We start from the raw sequence: 20,978 nt of genomic DNA, 5'->3' as shown, positions 1-20,978 counted from the left end.
CGAAGGGAATAAAGGGGCAAATGCTCATGAAATTTGGTTCGTTCGCGTGCGCGCTGGCAATGGGCGCGGCGTTTCTGCCCGTGGCGGCATTGGCCGACGATCCGCATGATCCGACCATGCGCAGTGCCGCGGCGCGCGCGCGCGACAGCGCGATCATCAAGCGGATGAACCAGCAGCAGCTCGCCTATGTCCGCGAACGCGACGCCCGGAACCGCCCGACCTACCGCGTGTCGCGCAGGGACCGCGAAGCCTATGCCGACGCCCGTGCCGACTATGCGCGCGAGATGGCCGCCTGGCGCCGCGCCGTCGCCGCCTGCAATGCGGGCCGATGGGAATATTGCGACAATTGAAGCATCAGCGGGCAGCGGGAATCTTCTCGTTGCTGCTGCGGCTTATCTGATAGGGCTCCATGCCTTGCGGTTGGACGCTGAGCCGCGCCGACCAGCCCTTGCGCGCATCGATAGCGGCCCTGCTGAGCGTCACCGGCGCCGCGCCAGCCCTCAGTTCGGCCCGATTGGCGGTGTGGATGGTTGAGGCGCCTGCGATCTGGAGGTCGACCTCCACCCGGACCTTCTCAGGCCAGGCCGCCAGGACGCTGATCACGGCCTGATTCCCCTCGGTCCGGACGTCGAGCCACACCGGACGGTCCGGATCGGCGGCATGGGCAGAAGAGATCATCATCATTCCCGGCAGCAATAGGGTGGCGATACGCAAAAGCATCGAAGGCATGGGCTCATCCTCCGGTCGGGCCGGGCAGGATGATGACCTGGCCGGTCGCTCCGCTCCCGTCCGGAGCAGGGCTGTTGTCCGGTGTCTTGGGCGTGCTGTAGATGTCCAATGCGGACGGGTTCTGGTTGAGATAGGCGGCTAGTGCGTCAGGCCCGATTTCGCGCGCCAGCGTCTCGGGCGTCGGTTGCTGTCCGCGCTGGCGGAGCATTTCCGCCGCCCTGGCGACTTCGCCGGCCAGGTCGCGCTTGTCATCGCCCTTGACCAGCGCGGCTTCGCCCTTGCCGCTTTCCCTCGGTGCCTCCAGGGTCGGGGGCAGTTGCGGTAGTTGCGCGGGATTGCCGTTCCGGGGCGCAGCGACATTGGGCACGGCCAGGTCGCTTGCGTGCGGCTGCGGATGGGCGAGCTGTTCGACCTCCAAGCCGGGACTGCCCGCCTGCGCCGCGGCGCTGCCTTGCTGGAGCAGGAGAAACAGGGGCAGGGCGATGCCGGGCATTTGCTTGGTCCTCGATCCGTTTCTCAATGGCGGTTTCTCAATGGCCGTTCTCAATGAGCGGTCTGGGTGATGGTGATCGCCGCGCCACCCGTCTGGGTCAGCGCCAGCCCCAGGCCATTGCCGGTCTGGCTGAGCGCCGCCGCATTGCCATCGCCATTTTGCGTCAGAGCCAGACGATTGTCATCGCCGTTCTGCGTCATGGTCGCGCTATTGTCCTGGCCATGTTGGCGCAGGCTCATCTCGTTCATGCCCACATAGGCGGTCTGAGACAGGGTCGCGAAATTGGCGGCGCCCGATTGATCGAGCAGCATCATGTTGCTCCCACCCGCGTCGGCAAACTGGTCCAGGCGGCCCAGATGACCATCTCCGGTCAGCGACAGTTCCACGCCGTTTGCGCCCGATCCGCCCTGGTTGAGGCGTATGTCGTTGGCGGAACCATGGATGGTCAGGCGGGCCGACTGGCCGCTCCCCACCTGCGTGACGGCAAGGGCATTGCCGTCGCCGATCTGCTGGACGTCGACCGCGGCGGCATTGGCCGCGCTCTGGTCCACCAATATGCCGTTGCCCCGGCCCAGGCTGACTATCTCCGCGCTGGTTTGCGCCATGGATGCGAAGGGGACCGCAACGGCAAGGACAGGCAATAGGGCAAGCATCGGCTTCATCGGCGCACCTCGGGTGGAAAAAAGGGGAAGCGGCGGCGGGCCATTCGCATCGCCCGCCGCCACCCCTGGGGTAAACTTACTGGTTCACCGTGGCGATATTGCCGATCCCGGACTGGACCACCGACGAGATGTTATAGTCGGTGCTCTGCGTCACATTGGCAATATTGGCCAGCCCGCTCTGCGACACGAAGGAGTTGTTGCCGTCACCGGTCTGCGTCACATTGGCGACCAGGCTGGTGCCGTTCTGATAGATGGCCGACTGGTTGAGATCGCCGATCACGGTCAGCCTGGCATAGTTGCCAAGGCCGCCCTGCTCGATGATCGACCCGTTACCGTCGCCGGTCTGGCCGACCAGGGCGAGATTGTTCTCCCCGACCTGCTGCACCGACGAGCCGTTGCCGTCGCCAAGCTGCGTGACATAGGCCTGCTGGTCGAGACCGCCCTGAACGACGGCGGAAGCGTTGCCGTCACCGATCTGCGTCACGCCGACGATGCTGAACTGGGCATCCAGATCGAGCGCGCTGGACTGCGCGACGCTGGAATGGTTGTCGTCGCCCTGCTGCTTGATCGCGACGGCCGCCGTATAGCCGAGCTGGCCGACCTGCGACTGGTTGCGGTCGCCGTCCTGATCGACCGTCACCGCCGCCAGCGCCGCGACTTCCTGGGTGTTCGCCAGATTGTCGTTGCCCTTCTGGTCGACAATCACCAGCACGCCCGCACCGGCCTGACCCACGGTCGCGCTGTTGCGGTTGCCATCCTGCTTGACGTTGACGCTGCCCAGCACGGTCAACTGGCCGACATTGGCATAGTTGCGGTTGCCGTCCTGATCGACCGCCACCGCCGAATTGGCGGCGATTTCCGTGACGCCGGAGATATTGTCATTGCCATCCTGATCGACATCGACGGTCGATGCGGTCGATGCCTGATAGACGGTGGAGGCGTTGCGATCGCCATTCTGCTTCACATCGACGCTGCTGCCGCCGAACGCGGTCTGCGACACGGTGGAGAAGTTGGCGTTGCCGGTCTGCTTGACCTTCACATCGCCATTGGTGCCGTCCTGCACGACATAGGACTGGTTGCCCGCGCCGAGCTGGAAGACGTCGGCGTCGTTTCCGCTGCCATATTGGTCGACCGACGAATAGCTGCCGTTGCCCGACGATCCGGGGCCGGACTGCTGATAGACGGTCGCGTTGTTGCCGGGGCCGAACTGGTTGATGTTCGAGCCGTTATCCTCGCCCCACTGGGTCGAGCTGGCGGTCGAACCGTCGGCGGCGGCGTTCTGGACGATGAAGCTATAGCCGCCCTCGCCATTCTGGTTGATCGATGCCGTCGCGGAGTCTGCATCCTGCGTGATCGATCCGGTCTGGACGCGGTTGGCCGTGCCGGGGAAGGGGCGGTTGGCGTTGAGCTGAACGATGGTCGCCTGCGACGCGGTGCCCGACTGGATGGCATAGGCGCTGTTGCCTTCGCCGTCCTGGGTCACGTCGGCGCGCGAGGCGCCGGTCTGCGTCACGAAGGCCGCGTTGGTCGGGTTGTTGCTGGTCGGCGTGTCGACGCGGCTGTCCTGATCGACGTGGGCGATGGCGCCGTTGGCCGACTGGTTGATGCCCGACAGATTGTCCGCGCCCGCCTGGACCACGGTCGCCTTGTTGTTGGCGTTGCTCTGGACGATCTGGGAGTCGGAGCTGATCGCGGCGGTCTGAGTGACGTTGGCATTCTGGGCCGAACCCGACTGGGTGACGATGCTGGTGGAGGTATCGGCATGAGCGGCGGTGGCAAGAGCCAGGGCCGACGCCGCGCCGAGAAGGAATATTTTCATGGGTCTTGCCCCCTGCGAAGGAGGTCCGGGCCTCAGCGAAGAGGCCCGGACTGGGATGAACTTATTGCGCGACGTAGGCGATGTTGCCGGTGCCGGTCTGATCGACGAACGAGACGTTGCCGTTGGTCGTCTGGCTGACATTGGCGTAGTTGTTCGCACCGCCCTGGAGGATGGTGGACGCGTTCAGGTTGCCGGACTGGTAAGTAACGGCATCGTTGTTGGTGCCGTACTGGTTCACCAGCGCGTCATTGTCGCTGCCGGTCTGGTCGATGTCCGAATTGCCGCTGAAGCCGCTCTGGAGAACGGTGGCGCTGTTCAGCGAACCTGACTGGTCGATGTCCGAATAGCTGCTGCGGTTGATCTGCTCGACATAGGCGAGCTGCGTCGAACCTGACTGGGTGATGGTGGAGGTGTTGCCGTAGCTGGTGTCCGAACCGCCCGACTGGGCCACGCCCTGCACGACCGTGGCGGAGCTGTTGCTGGCCGACTGCTGGATGTCCGAAAACTGCCAGTCGTCCTTCTGGGTGACGCTTGCCGCGCTGTTGTTGCCCGACTGGGCGATCGTCGACACGTTCGGAATGATCAGCGTCTGGGCATTCTGGTTGACCGCGGCACTGTTGCGATTGCCCGACTGGGTGATGGTCGAGCGGTTGAGCGGCGGGTTGTTGCCGTCGCCATCGTCGGTCTGCACGACCGAAGCGCTGTTGCTGAAGCCGATCTGGGTAATGGTCGAGATGCTGCCCTTGACGCCGCCCTGGGTGGTGTAGGCCTGGTTGCCGCCGCCGCTCTGGTCGATGAAGGACTGGTTGTCCGCGCCGTCCTGGACGACGCCGGCGGTGTTGTTGTCGCCGCTCTGGTTCACGTCGGCGAGCTGGTTGCTGCCGATCTGATAGACGGAGCTGCCGTTGCGATAGCCGGTCTGCGACACGGTCGCTTCATGGCTGCCGTTGCCGCCCTGATAGACGGACGAGCTGTTTTCATAGGTCGAATCGCCCGAATTGGCGACGCCCTGCGTGACGGTGGCGACGTTGCCGTTGCTGGCCTGCTCCACATAGCTGTTCTGGCCGTCATCCTTCTGCGTGACGGTGGTGGCGTTGGTGTTGCCCGACTGGATGACGGTCGAGGCATTCTTGGTCGACGGCGGATAGTTGAACGACGTTTCCAGCGTCTGCGACACGATGGCCGAGTTGCTCGCGCCGGTCTGCTGGATGTTCGATGTCTGGACCGGGTTCGCGCCGGTGGCGTCGTCGGCCTGGGTCAGCTTGGCATAGTTGCTTGCACCCGTCTGGTTGATCGTGGAAGAACCGCCGGTCTGGGCGGCGACCTGATCGACATAGGCCTGGTTGTTGGTGCTGCTCTGCGTCACCGAGCTGGTCGAGCTGTTGGCATAGGCGGTGGTGGTCAGCGCGAACGCCGACACCGCGGTCAAAAGGATCTTCTTCATCCCACATTCTCCCGAAAAGGGCATCATGCCCCCTGTTATGGCCGGTAGGGTCCGGCTGCTCTGCCCGGCCTCAAGAGCAGCCGGCGGAAGAGATGGATCATGCAGGGGTTGCCCGGACGCGCGGCCGTTCTCACGGAACCAGGGCGGATTGCCTTGGCGCACGCATCTGTGCCACATTGTGGCGTGGGTTCCTGAAACTCACGATCCGGACATGGTTTTCCGCAAACCATGTCCGACCTGGTCCGTCAGCGTCTTGACGCCAATCACCGCCGCTGGCGGACCAGCCCATTCATGCTATTTCGGTTCATCCTCTCCTGTGTCTCATTTCCCGGCGGGCCGGGCCTGGACGATTTTCGTCTGAAGCGCGGGATCGCCGACTGCCGGCCCGCTGACGATCTGCGTCTGAATCCGGGGCGGTGCCGTCGCGGCGTGGCGTGAAGCGACCTGACAGGCGCCGGTCACTTTCGATCCGTCGGCGCGCTGCGGCAGGATCACGTCCTGTGCCTTGATCGAGTCCCGTTCCGCCACATAGTCGCGCAACAGGTTCGCGCTGTAATCCTCGGTCGTGCCGAAGCACCACAAGTCCTGCAACGCGCCCTCGGCGATCAGCGCATAGACGGCCTTTTCGACGGCCTGCTGCACCGCAAGCTGATCGGGCTCGTTGAAGGTCACGCCCGCTTCCAGTTCCAGCAGGTCTTTGAACCCGACATAGCGGAAGGCATTGGCCCCCAGCGCCACCGAAGCGATCGACTTGCGCACATTGACCGATGTCAGCACCTCGCCCGTCTTGACGCTCACCGCGCGCAGATAGAGGGTGACGGTATCCTCGCGATATTGCGAGCTGCCACCGATCCCCAGGAAGCGTGCGCCCGCGCCGCCGGTCTTGATGTTGCTGTCATAGCCGATGATCCCGCCCTCCAGCAGCAGCCCGGCAAAGAGCAGCGGCGGCAATGCCTGGGGATTGACCTGCTTTTCTCCCAGATAGGAGGCACGCATTTCGCGGATGACCGCGCGTTCACGCAGCACATTGTCCAGCCGCTCGCGCTCGATCACCTGGAAGAACTGGCGGTTGCCGGCATCCTGCAACGCCTTGACCAGGATCGACGTCGCGCCCTGGGTCACCGCGCGGGACAGGGTCTGCACATTGTCGGTGGGCTTGAACTGGCCGGTCTGGTCGGTGAAGCCATAGACTGCCACGGCGACCTTCTTGCCGCTGGCGGGCAGCAGGGCCAGGCGGTTCTGGATCTGGGATGGCTTGGCCATGACCGGCTGCTGCCAGCTCACCGGATTGGCCGTCGCGCAGCCCGAAAGAACGGCCGCCGCCGCCAGCATAGGCAGGCAGGACCGCAGCGAGGAAAGGCGCATCAACCGGCCCCCTGCAGTAAGGGTACGACGATTTCGCTGACCGAACCCGATGCCAGGTCGCTGATCGTCAGCGTCACCGAATCGACGCCACGCACGAAGCTGATTTCCTGGTCCCCGAACTTGATGAGGCCGCTTTCCTGCGCATTCTCGCCGAAGATCACGTCGGTGATCTGCGATGCCAGCGTAGAAAGCAGGCGGCTTTGCAATGTCCGCAAGAATTGAGAGGCAGGATCGGAGCTCGTCGTTGCCGTCGGATCCTTATATTTATTGATCGCGTTCGCCACGCCCAGAAGATGCGCCGAATTGAACGGATTGCCGCCAAAGGACGGATTGTTCGGGGTATAGACAAGATCGGATGCCGAAGCGGCATCGGGTCTTACCAAGGCGAAGACCATCATCGCCGCCATGATGACGACGCCCCCTTTTCTTGCCGCTGACATTAGCCCTCCGTATTTCCAGCCAATCAAAATGCGATGCGACCCGCAGGATATGGCTCCGTTGAGGACAGGAAATCCTTATTCTTCGGTCGATTTGACCTGAATCAAGAATTGCAATTCCTGCCTGTGAGGAGGTTGATGATTTAACCTTTTGTTAATTCCGTTGCGAGCGGCTTATTACGTCTGGCATATATCGATTCGCATCACCAAAATTGGTGAGGTGGGGCTATTAACTGATTATTAACCATTAAATATCCCGACGAAGGGCAGGCCGGGGGGTCAGAATGTCCGAAAACGGTACAGTCGAGGGATCGATTGTTGATGGTGTCCGGAAGGTGGGGGAAGTGCTGAGCGACGGGGCGATATTGGAAAGTGCGGCGTTGAGCTGGTTGGACGGCGGCTCGACCGCGCGCCTGATTCTCGACCGGGATTTTGCCATACTCTGGGCCAATCGTGCTGCTCGCAAGGTGTTGCAGGCACGGCAGGGCCTGGAGGAGCGGGAGGGTATATTGACCTTCGGCCAGAATGCCGGTTCCGGCGCTCTGGCGGTGGAAGCGGGCAAGTTGCGGGGGGAGGAGATGCTGATCCAGTCGTACGGATTGGGCGGCGACATGAGCGCGGTCATCGTCATCCGGTTGCTGCCCGGCGATCGTGCCGGCGAGACGCTCTATGGTTTGGAACTGCGTTGGCGCGATGAGGCGGATCACATCCAATATGCCGGCTATCGCGCCTATTTCGGCGTGACCCAGGCGGAGGACAGGGTGCTGCGCCAATTGCTGAAGGGCCTGACTGCGGAAAAATGCGCAGCCAATCTCGACATCAGCGTGGACACCGTGCGCAGCCATATCCGGCAGCTCTACAGCAAGATGAGCGTCTCCTCCCGCGAGGCGCTGTTCCATGTGATGATGCCGTTCCGGGTGCAGTAGCCCGGCCGGATCGTCAGTTTTCCCGGCAGCGCAGCGTGGCGAGCGAGGCAAGCAGCATGACCCCGGCGGCGAAGGCCATGGTCCAGATCGGCTCGGTCGGGAAGATATGCCGCATGATCGTGCCCATGACGGTCGCGACAAGAAGCTGTGGGATCACCACGAAGGCGTTGAACAGGCCCATATAGATGCCGAGTTTCGCCTGCGGCACGCTGGAGGCAAGCATCGCATAGGGCATGGCGAGGGTGGAGGCCCAGGCGATGCCGATCGCCACCTCCGGCAACAGCAGCGCCTGCGCGTCGCGGAGGAACAGGAATGAGAGGAAGCCCAGCGCGCCCAGCATCAGCGCGAACGCATGGGTATTGGCTTGCCCGATGCGCCGGGCGAGCGGCTGAAGCAGGAAGGGCGCGGCAAGGGCGGCGACGCCATTATAGGTGGCGAAGAGGATGCCGACCCAATTGCCCCCTTCATTATAAGCCGCGCTTTTCGGATCGGCGGACCCGAAGACATATTGGGCGACGACCGGCGTGGTGTAGATCCACATGATGAACAGCGCCGACCAGGTGAAAAACTGGACGAGCGCGAGGCGCTTCATCATCACGGGCATGGTCGCGAAATTGCCGATCACATGGCCCAGCAGATTGTCGCCGCGGCCCTGCCGGTACAACCGGCGCGCGACGATCCTGGCGATGCCATAAGCCGCGAGCAATGCGCCCAGCAGATAGAGCTCCTTCTCCAGCGCCCAGAGATGGACGAGGGCGACGACAACCAGCCCGGCGACGATCCAGAGCGGCCCACCAGCCGGAATGGTTGGCGCGGTATCGGGTTCGACGGTCGATGGCTCTTCCGAAGGTTCGAAACGGGCCATCTGCTCGGGCGAATATTCGCGGGTGGTGAGGACGGTCCACAACACCGCCAGGAACAGCGCGCCGCCGCCGATATAAAAGCTGATCCGCACCGTATCGGGGATGCCGGAGCCGGTCGCGACATTGGCGACGCCCAGCCGGTCCAGCAGCCAAGGCGTCGACGAGCCGATCACCGCTCCCGCACCGATGAAGGCGGTCTGGAGCGCATAGCCCGCCATATGCTGCTCCTTCGCCAGCATGTCGCCGACAAAGGCGCGGAACGGCTCCATGGAGACGTTGAGCGAGGCGTCCAGCACCCACAGCATCATCGCGGCGGCAAGCAAACTCGGCGCATTGGGCATGCCGAACAGCGCCAGCGCCGCGAACAGCGCCCCCGCGAAGAAATAAGGCCGCCGCCGCCCGAAGCGGCACCATGTCCGGTCGCTATAATGGCCGATGATCGGCTGGACCAGCAGCCCCGTCAACGGCGCCGCGATCCACAGCAGCGCCAGATCGTCGAGGCTTTCGCCCAGCGACTGGAAGATGCGGCTCATATTGGCGTTTTGCAGGGCAAAACCGATCTGGATGCCGAAAAAGCCGAAGCTGATGTTCCACAGTCCCCAAAAGCCCTGACGGGGGCGGCTAAGGGGAGGTGGGCTGTTATTAGTTTGATCCATACATCCTCAGCCTTTTAGCCATTATCTTTGCGAACAGTAATCCGTGCTCCTGCGAAGGCAGGAGCCCAGTTCCGTCGTCTGAACTGGGTTCCTGCCTACGCAGGAACACAGCGCGCCCAGAATTACCGTTTGCCCTTACCCCCACCCGCCACAAAGCGGATCGCTTCCCCCCCACCCGGCGCCAGATCGATGTTCAGCACATCGCCCTTCTTCACCGCCTTCTTCTCGATCAGGATGGCATGGCGCGCCTCGGTGCGATAGTCCGCCCCCGGCCCGTCGCGATAAATCTCGGCGGTATAGCGCCGCCCCGCATCAAGGAAATCGAGCTTCACCTGGCTCGACCGCGCTTCCTCATCCCCAATAGCGCCCAGATACCAGTCGTCGCTGCCCTTGGCCTTGCGCGCGATGGTCACATAATCGCCCACCTCGCCATTGAGCACGCGGGTGTCGGACCAGTCGGTCGGCACATCCTTGATGAACTGGAAGGGACCGGGATATTTGGCGTAATTTTCGGGCGTGTCCGCCGCCATCACGAAGGGCGAATAGAGCACGACATACAGCGCCAGTTGCTTGGCGATGGTCGACTGGATCGCGCTCCCCTCCGACCCGGAAAGGCTGAGAACGCCCGGCGTGAAGTCCATCGGCCCGCCCAGCATCTGGGTGAAGACGAGGTTCGCTTCATGCTCGGGCGGATTCTTGCCGCCGATCCAGGCGTTGTACTCCATGCCGCGCCCGCCCTCGCGCGCCACCCAGTTCGGATAGGTGCGGCGCAGGCCCGTATCCTTCACCGGCTCATGGCTGTCGATGCTGACCTTGTACTTGGCCGCCGTCTGAACGACGCGGAGATAATGGTTCACCATCCACTGCCCCTCATGCCATTCGCGATGCTGGGAACCGTCGGGATCGACCCGCTCGATCTGCCCGGCATCGGTGACATAGCCGGTCTTCACCACTTGCTCGCCATGGTCGGCGGCCCATTTGAACGCGCTGTCGAGCTGCCCATCATAATGGCTGGCCGACCCGCCCGTCTCATGATGGCCGATCAGCGTCACGCCCCTGGACTTGGCATAGGCGGCCAGCGCATCGGCATCGAAATCCTCGGTCGGCTGGGAGAAGTTCATATCCTTGCCGTTGCCGAACCAGTTGCCGTCCCAGCCGACATTCCAGCCCTCGACCAGCACGGCGGGGATGCCGTTGGTGGCGGCGAAATCGATGTAGCGGCGGACATTGGCGGTGGTCGCGCCATGTTTCGGCCCGCGCGCCCAGCTCCAGTCGCCCTTGATCATGTTCCACCACACGCCGACGAACTTGGCCGGCTTGATCCAGCCCGACACGTCGCCCAGCTTGTTGGGCTCGTTCAGGTTCAGGATCATGTGGTTCATGTAAAGTCCCGCCGCATCGTCCGCGATGGCGATGGTGCGCCAGGGGGTCGAGAAACCGGCGTCGCGTGAAACCTTGGGCGCCCCGGAACCGGGCGTCAGCGCAGCGCGGAACGTGTTGCCCTGCGCCCGCGCCAGGTTCATCCCCGCATAGTCGACCAGCGCCGCCTCATGCAGCGCGACATGGGTGCCGCTGGCAAGCTTCACCGTCATCACCGTCTGCGCGGTGCCGACCGCATCGAGCGGCGTCCTGTTGTAAAGATATTCCTCCCGGTTCCATTCGAAGGCGGGCTTCCACCAGGCGGTGCCGTCCTCGGCAAAGGCGAACTGGGTCAGTTCCTCCGCGATATTGGCGTGGTGCAGGTTGGCCTGATCCGGCAGCGTGTAGCGGAACGCCACGCCATCGTCGAACAGGCGGAAGGTCACATCCATCTCGCGCTGAAGGTCGCTTTTCTCGCGGAAGGCGAGACGGATTTCATTGTGATTGTCGCGGATGCCGGACCATTCGCCCCACGGCTGAGTCCATGTCGTGTCGCTCTTGTCGAGCTTGGCGTCGGCCAGCGTCAGGTTGCGCTCGATCTTCGGCGCGTCGGTGAACATGAAACCAAGGCGGCTGTCGGCGATCAGCGCCTTGCCGTCGCGCTGCACGGCATAGCTGGGGCGGCCTTCATTATCGAGGCTGATGGTCAGCGTGATGCGGCCATCGGGCGAGGCGGCCTTCGCCACCACATCGGCGCGAGCGGCAGTGGGAAGGAGCGAAAGCGCGAAAAGGGGCAGCGCGAGGGCGGCAAGTTTCTTCATGGGATGGTCCTTCAGGCGTGCGCGACAAGGGCGGAGGCGGCAGGAAAGTGACGGCCCTCGATCTCGCCGGTGGACAGCAGGGGGTGCCAGTCACCGTGCGCGGTCCATGTCGCAGGCTGATCGCTGAGGTTGAAGACGCAGAGAAGACGCTCGCCTTCGAAGCTGCGCTCGAAAGCAAGCAGTTCCTTCGGCGCGTCGAGGAAATCTATGGCTCCGATGCGCAAGGCGGTCGTTTCCTTGCGCAGTGCCAAGACCTTCCGGGTCCAGTGCAGCAGAGAATCCGGCTGCGCTTCCTGCACGTCGACGGCGAGCGCCCGATGCGCCTCCCCGACCGGTAGCCACGGCTTGATGTCCGAAAAGCCCAGATAGGGTGCATCCGCCCGCCAGGGCATCGGCGTGCGCGCCCCGTCGCGGGACAGGGTCAGCGGCCAGTTGGCGATGGCTTCGGGGTCTTGCAGATCCTCAAAGGCGATGTCGACCTGCGGCAACCCCAGTTCCTCGCCATAATAGAGGAAGATATTGCCGCGCAGGCAGGCCAGCAGCAGCATCTTCATCCGGCAATAGGCGTCCGGGTCCACCCCCTTGGCCCAGCGCGACACGGCACGCGGCGCATCATGATTTTCGAACGCCCAGCTCGGCCAGCCCGCTCCCGTTTCGGAGGGCCATTTGACGAGCGCCGTCCGCAGGAATTCGGCGGTCAGCTCCGGCGCATAGAGGAAATCGAAGCCATAGGCGGTATTCAGCCGGTCATCGCCCCGGGTAAAGGCCTTCATCTCCGCGTCGCTGTCCGCCCCGCCGACTTCCGCAACGGTGAAACGATCCGGATATTCGTCGAACACCTGCCGCACCTTTTCCAGGAACAGCGGAATATCCGGATGGCTCTGGCTGTACTTCTTGATCTGGAAGTCGAACGGCCGTGTCCTTACCTTGCCATCCTCCGGCGCGGGCGGATTGTCGCGCAACTTCGGATCGTGCATCGAATGGTTGATCGCATCGATGCGGAAACCGTCCACGCCCCGGTCCAGCCAGAAGCGGATGATGTCGAACACGCTGTCCTGCACTTGCGGATGATGCAGGTGCAGTTGCGGCTGCTCGCGCAAAAACTGGTGCATATAATATTGGCCGCGCCGCGCATCCCAGGTCCAGGCCGGGCCACCGAACACCGACTGCCAGTTGTTGGGCGGGGAACCGTCCGGCTTGGGATCGGCCCAGACATACCAGTCCGCCTTGGGATTGTCGCGGCTGGAGCGGCTCTCGATGAACCAGTGATGCTCCTCCGACGTATGCGCCCAGACCTGATCGACGATGATGCGCAGGCCCAGCTCATGCGCCCGCGCCGCTAGCGCGTCGAAATCCTCCAGCGTGCCGAAGATCGGATCGACGTCGCAATAATCCGACACGTCATAGCCGAAATCGCGCATCGGGCTTTTGAAGAAGGGCGACAGCCAGATCGCATCCACCCCCAGCGACGCCACATAGGGCAGGTGGGCGGTGATGCCCTTCAGGTCGCCGATGCCGTCGCCGTTGGAGTCGGCAAAGCTGCGGGGATAGATCTGGTAGATGGCAGCGCCGCGCCACCAGGGCAGGGTCGTGTCGGTCATTGGGGTACGGCACTCCGGACAGCGCAGACGCTGTAGCTGAGAGGGGGGAGGGAGACGGCGATGCTGCCGGGCGCGGACGCGTTTGCGGCGCATTCGGCTCCGGCCAATGTGGTGAAACGGTCGGAACGGGTGTCGACCTCGACCTGCGCCTTGACCGGCGCGGTGGACGTGTTGAAGGCGATCAATGTTTCCGCCCCGCTGTCGAGATCGAAACGGGAGAGGGCGAACAGGCCCGGCTGGTCGCCCCGCGCCCGGATGACCTCCCGGCCGCGCCGCAACGCCGGATGGGCGGTGCGCAGACCGGCCAGCGCGGCGATCTCCCGATAAAGCGGATGGCTGGTATCGAAGCGCGGCGTCGCCGTGGTGGCGCCGGTCCCCAGCAGATGATTGTCATTATAGCTCTCGACCCGGCTGCCGAACATATCCTCCCGCGCATCCTGATCGCCGCCGTCGCCGGCAAAGCCCTGTTCATCGCCATAATAGATGGTCGGCACGCCGCGCATCGTCAGCAGCATGGCGTTGGCCAGCATCACCCGGCGCAGCAATTCATCCTCGCTCGCCTGCGGGAATGCCTTGCGGACGAAGCTGGCGAAGCGCCCGGCATCATGATTGCTGATGAAGGTCGGCAATTGCCGTGCCGTTGCCTCGCCATCGCGATAGAGCGTGTCGCCCGCCAGCATCCGTTCCCAGATCGCGCTCGCGCCGCTGCCCGCGACCGTTTCCAGCGCCGCCTGTCGGAAGGCGAAGTCCAATACCGCTGGAAAGCCGCCTTCCCTGGTGTGCCAGGCGAGCGGCCCCGCATCGACCGTCTCGACATAGACTTCCCCGAAAATATGGAAATTGGGGATTCCCTTCGCCCTGGCGCGGGCCTGCATGGCGGGCACGAACTGCTGCCAGAAATGCGGGTCGACATGACGGGCTGTGTCGACGCGGAAGCCATCTATGCCGAAACGATCGATCCAGCCGCCGAAAATCTCGATCATGCCCGCGATCACCCGCGGATTCTCGGTCATCAGGTCGTCCAGCCCCGCAAAGTCCCCCATGGTCGCGCTTTCGCCCGAATAGGTCGTTTCCCCGCGATTATGATAGTAAATCGGATCGTTGAGCCAAGCCGGGTTTTTTGCCCGTTCCTCGCCCTTGGGAATGAAGGGGGGATAGGCATAGGAGGGATCGGTCAGCTTCACGAAATTCGCTTCGCCATGGTCCTGATCGCCCGCGAATCCCGCGTTGATCGCCTTGCCCCCAACGCCGCCCTGCCGCTGATAGGGATAATCGGCGCGCGAACGATAGGGGCAGGGCTTGTCGGCGTTTGTGTTCGGGCATTCCCGATATTGGATCACGTCCGCCGTGTGGTTGGCGATGATGTCCATATAGACCTTCATCCCCCGGTGGTGCGCGGCCTCGACCAGCGCGGCGAAATCGGCATCGGTGCCGAAATGCGGGTCGACATGGGTGAAGTCGGTGATCCAGTAACCGTGATAGCCCGCGCTTTCCTGACCCTTTGGCCCTTGCACCGGCTTGTTGCGGAAGATCGGCCCCACCCAGATGGCGGTCGCGCCCAGTCCCTGAATATAATCGAGGCGGCGGATCAGCCCTTTCAGGTCGCCGCCATGATAGAAGCCCTTGGAAGTCGGATCATAGCCGGTGACAAGCCGGTCGCCCTTCAATCCGCCCTTGTCATTGGCCGCATCGCCATTGTCGAAGCGGTCGGGCAGGACGAAGTAGATCACCTCATCCTCGGGCAGCCGTGCCCGGAAATCGGACGGCTGGGTGGCAGACAGGGGGAGGGGCGCGGCGAGCGCGCACAGCGCGACGTACAGCAATGCTTTCCTTGCGCGCATGGACATGGCCTCCCCTGCCGCTTCTGGCTTGATTGCAGCGGCTTTCATAGGGGTCTTAATCGGATCGCACCCATGGGGCCAAGCAGCCGACATACGTATTCAGAGCCCTATCTTCCCAAGGGGAGGGAGCGGGCGTAAGATCGGGCGATGGCTGTCAACGAAAAACCGACGTCCTTCGACATCGCCACGCTCGCAGGTGTTTCCCAACCGACGGTATCCCGCGCCCTGCGCGGCGACCGCACCGTCAGTGAAGCCACGCGCAAACGGATCGAGGCGATCGCCCGTCAGCTCAACTACACCGTGGACAAGAATGCCTCCTCGCTGCGCCGGGGGAAGAGCAATACTTTAGCGCTGCTGTTCTTCGAGGATCTTCTGCCTGACGAGAGCTATATCAACCCCTTCTTCCTCTCGATGCTGGGGCCGATCCTGCAGACCTGCGCCAAGCGGGGCTATGATCTGCTGACCTCCTTCCAGCAGCTTTCGACCGACTGGCATGTCGATTATGAGGATAGCCGCAAGGCCGACGGCATCATCCTGCTCGGCTATGGCGATTATGAAAGCTACCGCGCCCGGTTGGAGCAGTTGATCGGGCAGGGGACTCATTTCGTGCGATGGGGGTCGGTCGATCCCAATGCGCTGGGCATGACCATCGGCTGTGACAACCGGCAGGGCGGGCGCGATGCAGGCCGCCATCTGATCGAGCGTGGCTGCCGGAACATAGCGTTCCTCGGCGATGCGTCCAGTCGCTATCCCGAATTCCGCGATCGCTATGCCGGCCTCGCGGAGGTGATGAAGGAAGCAGGATTGCCGGTCGACCTCGGCCTGCATGTCGACGCGCTTTCGACCGAGCAATCGGGCCACGAAGCCGCCAGCCGCCTGATCGCGCGCGGCCTGCCCTTCGACGCGATCTTCGCCGGGTCGGACCTGATCGCCATCGGCGCGATGCGGGCGCTGGACGAAGCGGGCATGAGCGTGCCGAACGACGTCGCGCTGGTCGGCTTCGACGACATCCCCGCCGCCAGTCTGACCCGCCCGCCGCTGACCACCATCGCGCAGGACTATCTGCGCGCGGGCGAAGTGCTGGTGGACGCGCTCATCGGCCAGATCGACCGCCAGACGGTGACGCCTTCGTTGCTGGCGCCGAGGCTGGTCACAAGAATGACGGCATAGTTTGCGTAGTTAACGTGCTCCTGCGAAGGCAGGAGCCCAGTCCCAAGGTCAGAACGGGGCTCCTGCCTTCGCAGGAGCACGTAATATTTCCCCAGCAGAAAAGGGAGGACCGCCACCCCTGAAAGGGGCGGCGGTCCAGGGGGAGAACTGCCTGCGTGCAGTCAGGCAGATCGGGGACGTTAAAACTTGTAAGTCAAACCCAGATAATAATCCCGGCCGTAGCGCTGATAATCGATCACCTGCCGCGGGTCGTCATTCTGGTAGGTGACGAAGGGCTGGTCGGTCAGGTTCTTGCCCTGGAGCAGGATCGACAGACCCTGAAGCGGCCCGGACTGGAACTCATAGCCGATCTGCGCATCGAGAATGCCCTCCGCCTTGGCCGTGCGGAAGGTCGGTGCCGCCGACAGCCCCGCCACTTCGCCCAGGAAGGAGGAGCGGTAACGATAGCTTACCCGCGCTTGGAAACCGGCCTTTTCGAAATAGGCGGTGCCGCTGGCGACCCATTTCGACAGGCCGGGCAGGGTGACGCTTTCCGTCGGGTTGCTGCCATATTCGACCTCGCTATGCGTATAGGAGCCGCTGGCGAAGATGCCGAAGCCGTCGAGTGCCGGGCTGAACAGCTTGAAGGGGAGGGAGGCGGTCGCCTCGACCCCCATGATCGTGCCCTTGCCGGTATTGGCGGGCGACTTCACCAGACCGATATAGCTGCCGTCGGCGAGAATGGCGTCGCGCTGATCGGCTGGCAAGGTCGGTAGGACCGACGAAAAATCATAGGCGATATTATTGTTGGGATCGACGAAGTTGGTCAGGTTCTTGAAATAACCGGAAACCGACACATAGCCGCCGCCACGGAAATATTTCTCCAGCGACAGGTCGATATTGGTCGACTGATAGGGGCGCAGGAAGATATTTCCGCCCTCTGAACTGAACGGGCTGAATTGCGGATCGGACGATCCTATCCCGACATAGCTCAAATTATATTTGAATTCCTGGTTGATCCGTTCCTGGTCCAGGCGCGGACGCACCATGGTCTGCGCCGCGCCCAGCTTGACGAAGAAGCTCGGCTCCAGTTCGACGGAAATCTGAGCGCTCGGCAGGACATTGGTGTAGCTGTCCTTGCCGGACACCGGCAGCACGGTCACCACGCCATTGGCGAAGTTGGAAATCGTGCCGGTCGAGGCCTGCCGCGAATGGATGATCTGCACGCCGATCGCACCCTTCAGCGGTTTGCCGCCGAGGTTGCCGTCCATGGTCAGCTTGGCATAGCCGGTGAAGACATCCTCCTTCACCACATTGTCGCGCACCAGCGATCCCGGGCGATTGTCGTAAACCGCGTCCAGCACATTGTCGTAGAGGTAGAGCGGGTTCAGCGTCAGCATCGCCGGCACGCCCAGATAGTCGAGCGAGACGTTCGACCCCAGCAGCGCTTCGCTCGGCACGGGTACCGATCCTGGCGTCCCGCCGGAGATGGTGCAGTCGGTGCCGCCGGGAGAGCAGAGGAAATAGGATGTATAGGCGCTGGTTTTCTTGCGGCGGCTATAGTTGCCGCCGACTTCCCATTTGGAGAAGATGCTGCCCGCAATATCGCCGATCAGGTTTGTGCGGAACGACTTCATGTCGTCGATGAACTTGGGTTGGTTGAGGAAGCCCGCCTGCACCACGGCGGTCGTGCCGTTATAGCCCCAACCATTGGGATCGGTCAGGCTGATGATGCCGGTGTCGGTATAATCGAGCGCCGGTACGATGCGGAAGAGCCCGTTGGACTGTCGCTGAACCTGGACAGTATCGGAAACGCCCGACCGCAAATAGCCTGTGCCCGAATAGGTCTCCAGCAGGAAATCGGTGCGCTTGGCTCGCGACCAGCTTGCATCGACATTCAGCTTCAGCGTGTCGTTGAGGCGGATGTCGTTGTTCCAGCCGAGCGAGATCGTGTCCGCCTTGCGCTTGTTATAGTCGTTGCGCTGCACACCATAGACATTGCTGAAGGTCGCGCCGGTGACGAAGCCGTTCTCGACCGTTTCGTTGCTCACGCCGACATTGCTGCCCCAGACGAGCGGGAATTCGATGCCGCGCAGCCTTTGTTCTTCCTCGAAATGCGAGGCCAGCACGTCGAAGGTCGAATGGAAATTGTCATTGGGTTGCCATTCCAGCGTGCCGACCGCGCCATAGCGCTTCAGCAGATTCGATTGCACATAGGGTTTGGCGCCGCCGATGATGAGGTTGCCGCTGGCGTCGGTGGGATAGCCCCAGGCGTTGAACCGCTCATCCTGCGAAGGCGTCTGCGAGGCGGAAAAGCCCAGCGACAGGCCCAGCGTGTCGTCCGCGAACTGGTCGATATAGGTAGCCGACGCCCGATAGCCGTAACGCTTGCCGTCAGGATTGAGCTTGTCCATGCCGTTCATCTGCCCGCGCAGCGAAAGGGCAACGACCCGATCCTTCTTGTCCAGTGGCCGCAGCATGCGCAGGTCCACCGTGCCGGAAATACCGGCCGCGATCAGCGCCGCGTCGGCGCTCTTGTAGACATTGACGTTCTGGAAGAATTCCGATGGATATTGGTCATATTCGACGCCGCGATTGTCGCCCACCGTCACCTGTTCGCGCCCGTTGAGCAGCGTGGTGGAAAAATCGGGGCCAAGGCCGCGGATCGACAGACGCTGGTCGCGGCCCTCCAGCCGCTGCGCCGTCACGCCGGGCAGGCGGGCCAGCGAGTCCGCGATCGACACGTCCGGCAGCTTGCCGACATCCTCGGCGGAGATCGAATCGACGATCAGCACCGAATCGCGCTTCATCTTCGCAGCGGATGCCAGCGAAGCGCGAATGCCGGTGACAATGATCGCGTCACCGGACTGCGCGTCGGCGGTCGCCGGGACGGAGGGAGCATTTTCCCTTACGGCCTGTGCGGAAGCGGTAGCCGCGACCGACAGCGAAGCGCCGGCCAGAAGGGCGGCCCGCAGGACGGAATGATGGAATTGATGCACTTTTCTGGACCCTCCCCAAGACGCATGGATCGCGTTTCTTGCCAGCCTTGCTGGTTGAGCGTTCGATAGCCGCAGGACATGCGGCCTGCACAGAATCCAACATACGTATTCAATCCGATGCGCCCGTCGGAGGGAAACCAAGGGCCATCTTGGTTGAGATCGCCGCAGTCGTTAGGATCGAGTGATCAGGCCAGGGAGGGCGCCGTGCATCCGATGCAATTGTTCGAATTGGTGATCGTCATGCTGCTGGCGATCATCGTGCTTCATTATGGCGCCAACCGGCTTGGCCTGCCGCCCGCGGTCGCCCTGCTCGCCGGGGGCGCGCTCTTCGCTTTCCTGCCGGGCTTGCCGGTAATTTCGCTCGATCCGCAACTGGTGCTGGTGATCTTCCTGCCGCCGCTGCTGATGGACGGCGCGTGGTTCATTGCGCTGCGACATCTCCGGAGGCACATGATCGGCATCGCTGCCCTGGCCGTGGGCGCTGTGGTCTTCACCACCGCCATCGTCGCGGCTGTGGCCCACTGGCTGGTGCCGGGCCTGCCCTGGGCGGCCTGCGCGGCGCTGGGAGCCATCGTTTCGCCGCCCGATGCCGTATCCGCCCGCGCGATATTACAACATGTCCACCTGCCGCGTCGCCTCTCGATCCTGCTCGAAGGGGAAAGCCTGTTCAACGATGCCAGCGGCCTCGTCCTCTTCCGCTTCGCCATAGCGGCAGGGGTGACCGGCGCGTTCAGCATGGTCGATGCCTTGCAGAGTTTCGTCATGCTGGCGGCGGGCGGCGCCCTGGTCGGCGTTGCGATCGGCGTGCTCTGGGTGCTGACGGTCAAGCGCCTGGACGACAAATATCTGATGATCGCCGCGTCGCTGCTGGCGCCCTGGGCATCCTATATGCTGGCCGAATCCATCCATGCCTCCGGCGTCATCGCGACCGTCACGACCGGCCTCATCTGCGGCTGGTATCAGCATGTCGTCTTTTCCGCGATGGTACGGATGAACGGCACGGCCTTCTGGGCAGTGATGATCTTCTTGATGGAGGCGTTCGTCTTCCTCCTCATCGGATCGTCGCTGCGCGGCGTGATCGAGCGCGTCGGGGGTATCGGCGTCGTGCTGGACGAAATGACGCTGCCCATCCTTGCGATCCTGGCCGCGATCACCGTCGCACGCTTCCTCTGGGTATTCGGATCGGATGCCGTCATCATCCTGTTGAGGGCGATGGGGATATGCGGATACAAACCGCTCGGCCCCCGCTCGGCGACCGTGCTCGGCTGGGCCGGGATGCGCGGCGTGGTGACGCTGGCGGTCGCGCTCAGCGTTCCGGCGGATTTCCCCGGCCGCGACTTCATCCTGACCACCGCCTTCGCCGTCATCATCGGCACCGTCCTCCTGCAAGGCACGACATTGGGCGCGGTGATCCGCATGGTGAAGCTGGTCGAACCGGAAAGCGACCGCCCGCGCATGACCATGAGCGAGGCCGAAGCCGCCATGGCACAGGCGCAGGTCCGCGTCGTGGAGGTCCACGCCTATGACGGGCAGGGTATGTTGCTCCACCCGCGCCTTCTCGAACGCTATCAGCGCCACGCCGAACTTTCCGCCAATTATGCGGCGCGGGAGGAGGCGTTTTCCGACACGCTCCACGCGCATTTCGATCTGGTGCTGAAGGCCATCGCCGCCGGGCGCGCAGAACTGCTGCGCCTTCACCGCACCGGCGAGATCGACGAGCATACGCTTCAGGAACTGGAACGCGATCTCGATCTGGAGGAGTTGAGCGCCCTGTCGGCCAAGGCGTGAGAGGCCCGTCCGCCGTCACCTCGACT

The 20,978-nt window shown here is 63.3% G+C and carries 16 protein-coding genes; 4 read left to right on the top strand and 12 right to left on the bottom strand.

The window, feature by feature from the left end; genetic code table 11:
- Nucleotides 1–26 precede the first annotated feature (26 nt).
- Complete coding sequence (locus tag CAF53_RS03045; RefSeq protein ID WP_046763319.1) at nt 27–350, top strand: hypothetical protein; 324 nt, start codon at nt 27–29, stop codon at nt 348–350.
- A 4-nt stretch (nt 351–354) separates the two neighbouring features.
- Here CAF53_RS03045 and CAF53_RS03040 read toward each other — a convergent pair whose 3' ends face one another.
- From CAF53_RS03040 to CAF53_RS03010, 7 genes are all read right to left on the bottom strand, one after another.
- Nucleotides 355–729, bottom strand: coding sequence for a hypothetical protein (locus tag CAF53_RS03040; protein ID WP_100237286.1), 375 nt, complete (start codon nt 727–729; stop codon nt 355–357).
- Nucleotides 730–733: 4 nt separating this feature from the next.
- On the bottom strand, nt 734–1,222 hold the full coding sequence (locus tag CAF53_RS03035; RefSeq protein WP_100237285.1) for a hypothetical protein: 489 nt from the start codon (nt 1,220–1,222) through the stop codon (nt 734–736).
- A 50-nt stretch (nt 1,223–1,272) separates the two neighbouring features.
- Nucleotides 1,273–1,884, bottom strand: coding sequence for a hypothetical protein (locus CAF53_RS03030; protein ID WP_157801198.1), 612 nt, complete (start codon nt 1,882–1,884; stop codon nt 1,273–1,275).
- Nucleotides 1,885–1,960: 76 nt separating this feature from the next.
- The gene (locus tag CAF53_RS03025; RefSeq protein ID WP_197707350.1) at nt 1,961–3,703 is read right to left on the bottom strand and encodes a hypothetical protein; all 1,743 of its coding nucleotides are present in this window, start codon (nt 3,701–3,703) and stop codon (nt 1,961–1,963) included.
- 61 nt (nt 3,704–3,764) lie between these two features.
- A complete protein-coding gene (locus tag CAF53_RS03020; RefSeq protein ID WP_197707349.1) occupies nt 3,765–5,147 on the bottom strand; it encodes a hypothetical protein in 1,383 nt (460 codons plus the stop codon).
- A 321-nt stretch (nt 5,148–5,468) separates the two neighbouring features.
- Complete coding sequence (locus tag CAF53_RS03015; RefSeq protein WP_197707348.1) at nt 5,469–6,512, bottom strand: CsgG/HfaB family protein; 1,044 nt, start codon at nt 6,510–6,512, stop codon at nt 5,469–5,471.
- A complete protein-coding gene (locus tag CAF53_RS03010; RefSeq protein ID WP_100237281.1) occupies nt 6,512–6,919 on the bottom strand; it encodes a curli assembly protein CsgF in 408 nt (135 codons plus the stop codon). The genes CAF53_RS03015 and CAF53_RS03010 overlap by 1 nt, the downstream gene beginning before the upstream one ends.
- A gap of 314 nt (nt 6,920–7,233) precedes the next feature.
- Between CAF53_RS03010 and CAF53_RS03005 the strand changes: the two genes are divergently transcribed.
- Entirely contained in the window at nt 7,234–7,875 is a 642-nt protein-coding gene (locus CAF53_RS03005) for a helix-turn-helix transcriptional regulator (RefSeq protein ID WP_046763210.1), read from the top strand.
- A 13-nt stretch (nt 7,876–7,888) separates the two neighbouring features.
- On the opposite strand, the gene CAF53_RS03000 is transcribed toward CAF53_RS03005, so the two are convergent.
- The 4 genes from CAF53_RS03000 to CAF53_RS02985 form a co-directional block, all read right to left on the bottom strand.
- The gene (locus CAF53_RS03000) at nt 7,889–9,394 is read right to left on the bottom strand and encodes an MFS transporter (protein ID WP_100237280.1); all 1,506 of its coding nucleotides are present in this window, start codon (nt 9,392–9,394) and stop codon (nt 7,889–7,891) included.
- A gap of 122 nt (nt 9,395–9,516) precedes the next feature.
- Nucleotides 9,517–11,574, bottom strand: coding sequence for a glycoside hydrolase family 97 protein (locus tag CAF53_RS02995; RefSeq protein ID WP_100237279.1), 2,058 nt, complete (start codon nt 11,572–11,574; stop codon nt 9,517–9,519).
- An 11-nt stretch (nt 11,575–11,585) separates the two neighbouring features.
- Entirely contained in the window at nt 11,586–13,175 is a 1,590-nt protein-coding gene (locus CAF53_RS02990) for an alpha-glucosidase family protein (RefSeq protein WP_100237278.1), read from the bottom strand.
- Nucleotides 13,172–15,016 carry an alpha-amylase family glycosyl hydrolase gene (locus tag CAF53_RS02985; protein ID WP_100238672.1) on the bottom strand — a complete coding sequence of 615 codons (1,845 nt, stop codon included), beginning with the start codon at nt 15,014–15,016 and terminating at the stop codon, nt 13,172–13,174. Before CAF53_RS02985 ends, CAF53_RS02990 begins: the two co-directional genes overlap by 4 nt.
- Nucleotides 15,017–15,163: 147 nt before the next feature.
- On the opposite strand from CAF53_RS02985, the gene CAF53_RS02980 reads away from it, so the two are divergent.
- The gene (locus CAF53_RS02980; RefSeq protein ID WP_046763206.1) at nt 15,164–16,186 is read left to right on the top strand and encodes a LacI family DNA-binding transcriptional regulator; all 1,023 of its coding nucleotides are present in this window, start codon (nt 15,164–15,166) and stop codon (nt 16,184–16,186) included.
- Between the two features lie 179 nt (nt 16,187–16,365).
- On the opposite strand, the gene CAF53_RS02975 is transcribed toward CAF53_RS02980, so the two are convergent.
- Nucleotides 16,366–19,164: a TonB-dependent receptor gene (locus CAF53_RS02975; RefSeq protein ID WP_100237277.1), complete on the bottom strand. Its 2,799-nt coding sequence runs from the start codon at nt 19,162–19,164 to the stop codon at nt 16,366–16,368.
- 213 nt (nt 19,165–19,377) lie between these two features.
- On the opposite strand from CAF53_RS02975, the gene CAF53_RS02970 reads away from it, so the two are divergent.
- On the top strand, nt 19,378–20,952 hold the full coding sequence (locus CAF53_RS02970; protein WP_242443471.1) for a Na+/H+ antiporter: 1,575 nt from the start codon (nt 19,378–19,380) through the stop codon (nt 20,950–20,952).
- The last annotated feature ends 26 nt before the right edge of the window (nt 20,953–20,978 follow it).

Source organism: Sphingobium sp. LB126, assembly GCF_002795205.1.
Classification (GTDB): Bacteria; Pseudomonadota; Alphaproteobacteria; order Sphingomonadales; family Sphingomonadaceae; genus Sphingobium; species Sphingobium chungbukense.
Note: the sequence above shows the minus strand (reverse complement) of the source record. Positions and strands in the feature narration are given on the sequence as shown.

Coding starts and splice junctions, on each gene's coding strand:
- CAF53_RS02980 (WP_046763206.1), top strand. CDS start 15,164: ATGGCTGTCAACGAAAAACCGACGTCCTTCGACATCGCCACGCTCGCA.
- CAF53_RS03040 (WP_100237286.1), bottom strand. CDS start 729: ATGCCTTCGATGCTTTTGCGTATCGCCACCCTATTGCTGCCGGGAATG.
- CAF53_RS02995 (WP_100237279.1), bottom strand. CDS start 11,574: ATGAAGAAACTTGCCGCCCTCGCGCTGCCCCTTTTCGCGCTTTCGCTC.
- CAF53_RS03010 (WP_100237281.1), bottom strand. CDS start 6,919: ATGGCGGCGATGATGGTCTTCGCCTTGGTAAGACCCGATGCCGCTTCG.
- CAF53_RS02985 (WP_100238672.1), bottom strand. CDS start 15,016: ATGCGCGCAAGGAAAGCATTGCTGTACGTCGCGCTGTGCGCGCTCGCC.
- CAF53_RS03005 (WP_046763210.1), top strand. CDS start 7,234: ATGTCCGAAAACGGTACAGTCGAGGGATCGATTGTTGATGGTGTCCGG.
- CAF53_RS03025 (WP_197707350.1), bottom strand. CDS start 3,703: ATGAAAATATTCCTTCTCGGCGCGGCGTCGGCCCTGGCTCTTGCCACC.
- CAF53_RS03020 (WP_197707349.1), bottom strand. CDS start 5,147: ATGAAGAAGATCCTTTTGACCGCGGTGTCGGCGTTCGCGCTGACCACC.
- CAF53_RS03035 (WP_100237285.1), bottom strand. CDS start 1,222: ATGCCCGGCATCGCCCTGCCCCTGTTTCTCCTGCTCCAGCAAGGCAGC.
- CAF53_RS03030 (WP_157801198.1), bottom strand. CDS start 1,884: ATGAAGCCGATGCTTGCCCTATTGCCTGTCCTTGCCGTTGCGGTCCCC.
- CAF53_RS03045 (WP_046763319.1), top strand. CDS start 27: ATGAAATTTGGTTCGTTCGCGTGCGCGCTGGCAATGGGCGCGGCGTTT.
- CAF53_RS02970 (WP_242443471.1), top strand. CDS start 19,378: ATGCAATTGTTCGAATTGGTGATCGTCATGCTGCTGGCGATCATCGTG.
- CAF53_RS02990 (WP_100237278.1), bottom strand. CDS start 13,175: ATGACCGACACGACCCTGCCCTGGTGGCGCGGCGCTGCCATCTACCAG.
- CAF53_RS03015 (WP_197707348.1), bottom strand. CDS start 6,512: ATGCGCCTTTCCTCGCTGCGGTCCTGCCTGCCTATGCTGGCGGCGGCG.
- CAF53_RS03000 (WP_100237280.1), bottom strand. CDS start 9,394: ATGGATCAAACTAATAACAGCCCACCTCCCCTTAGCCGCCCCCGTCAG.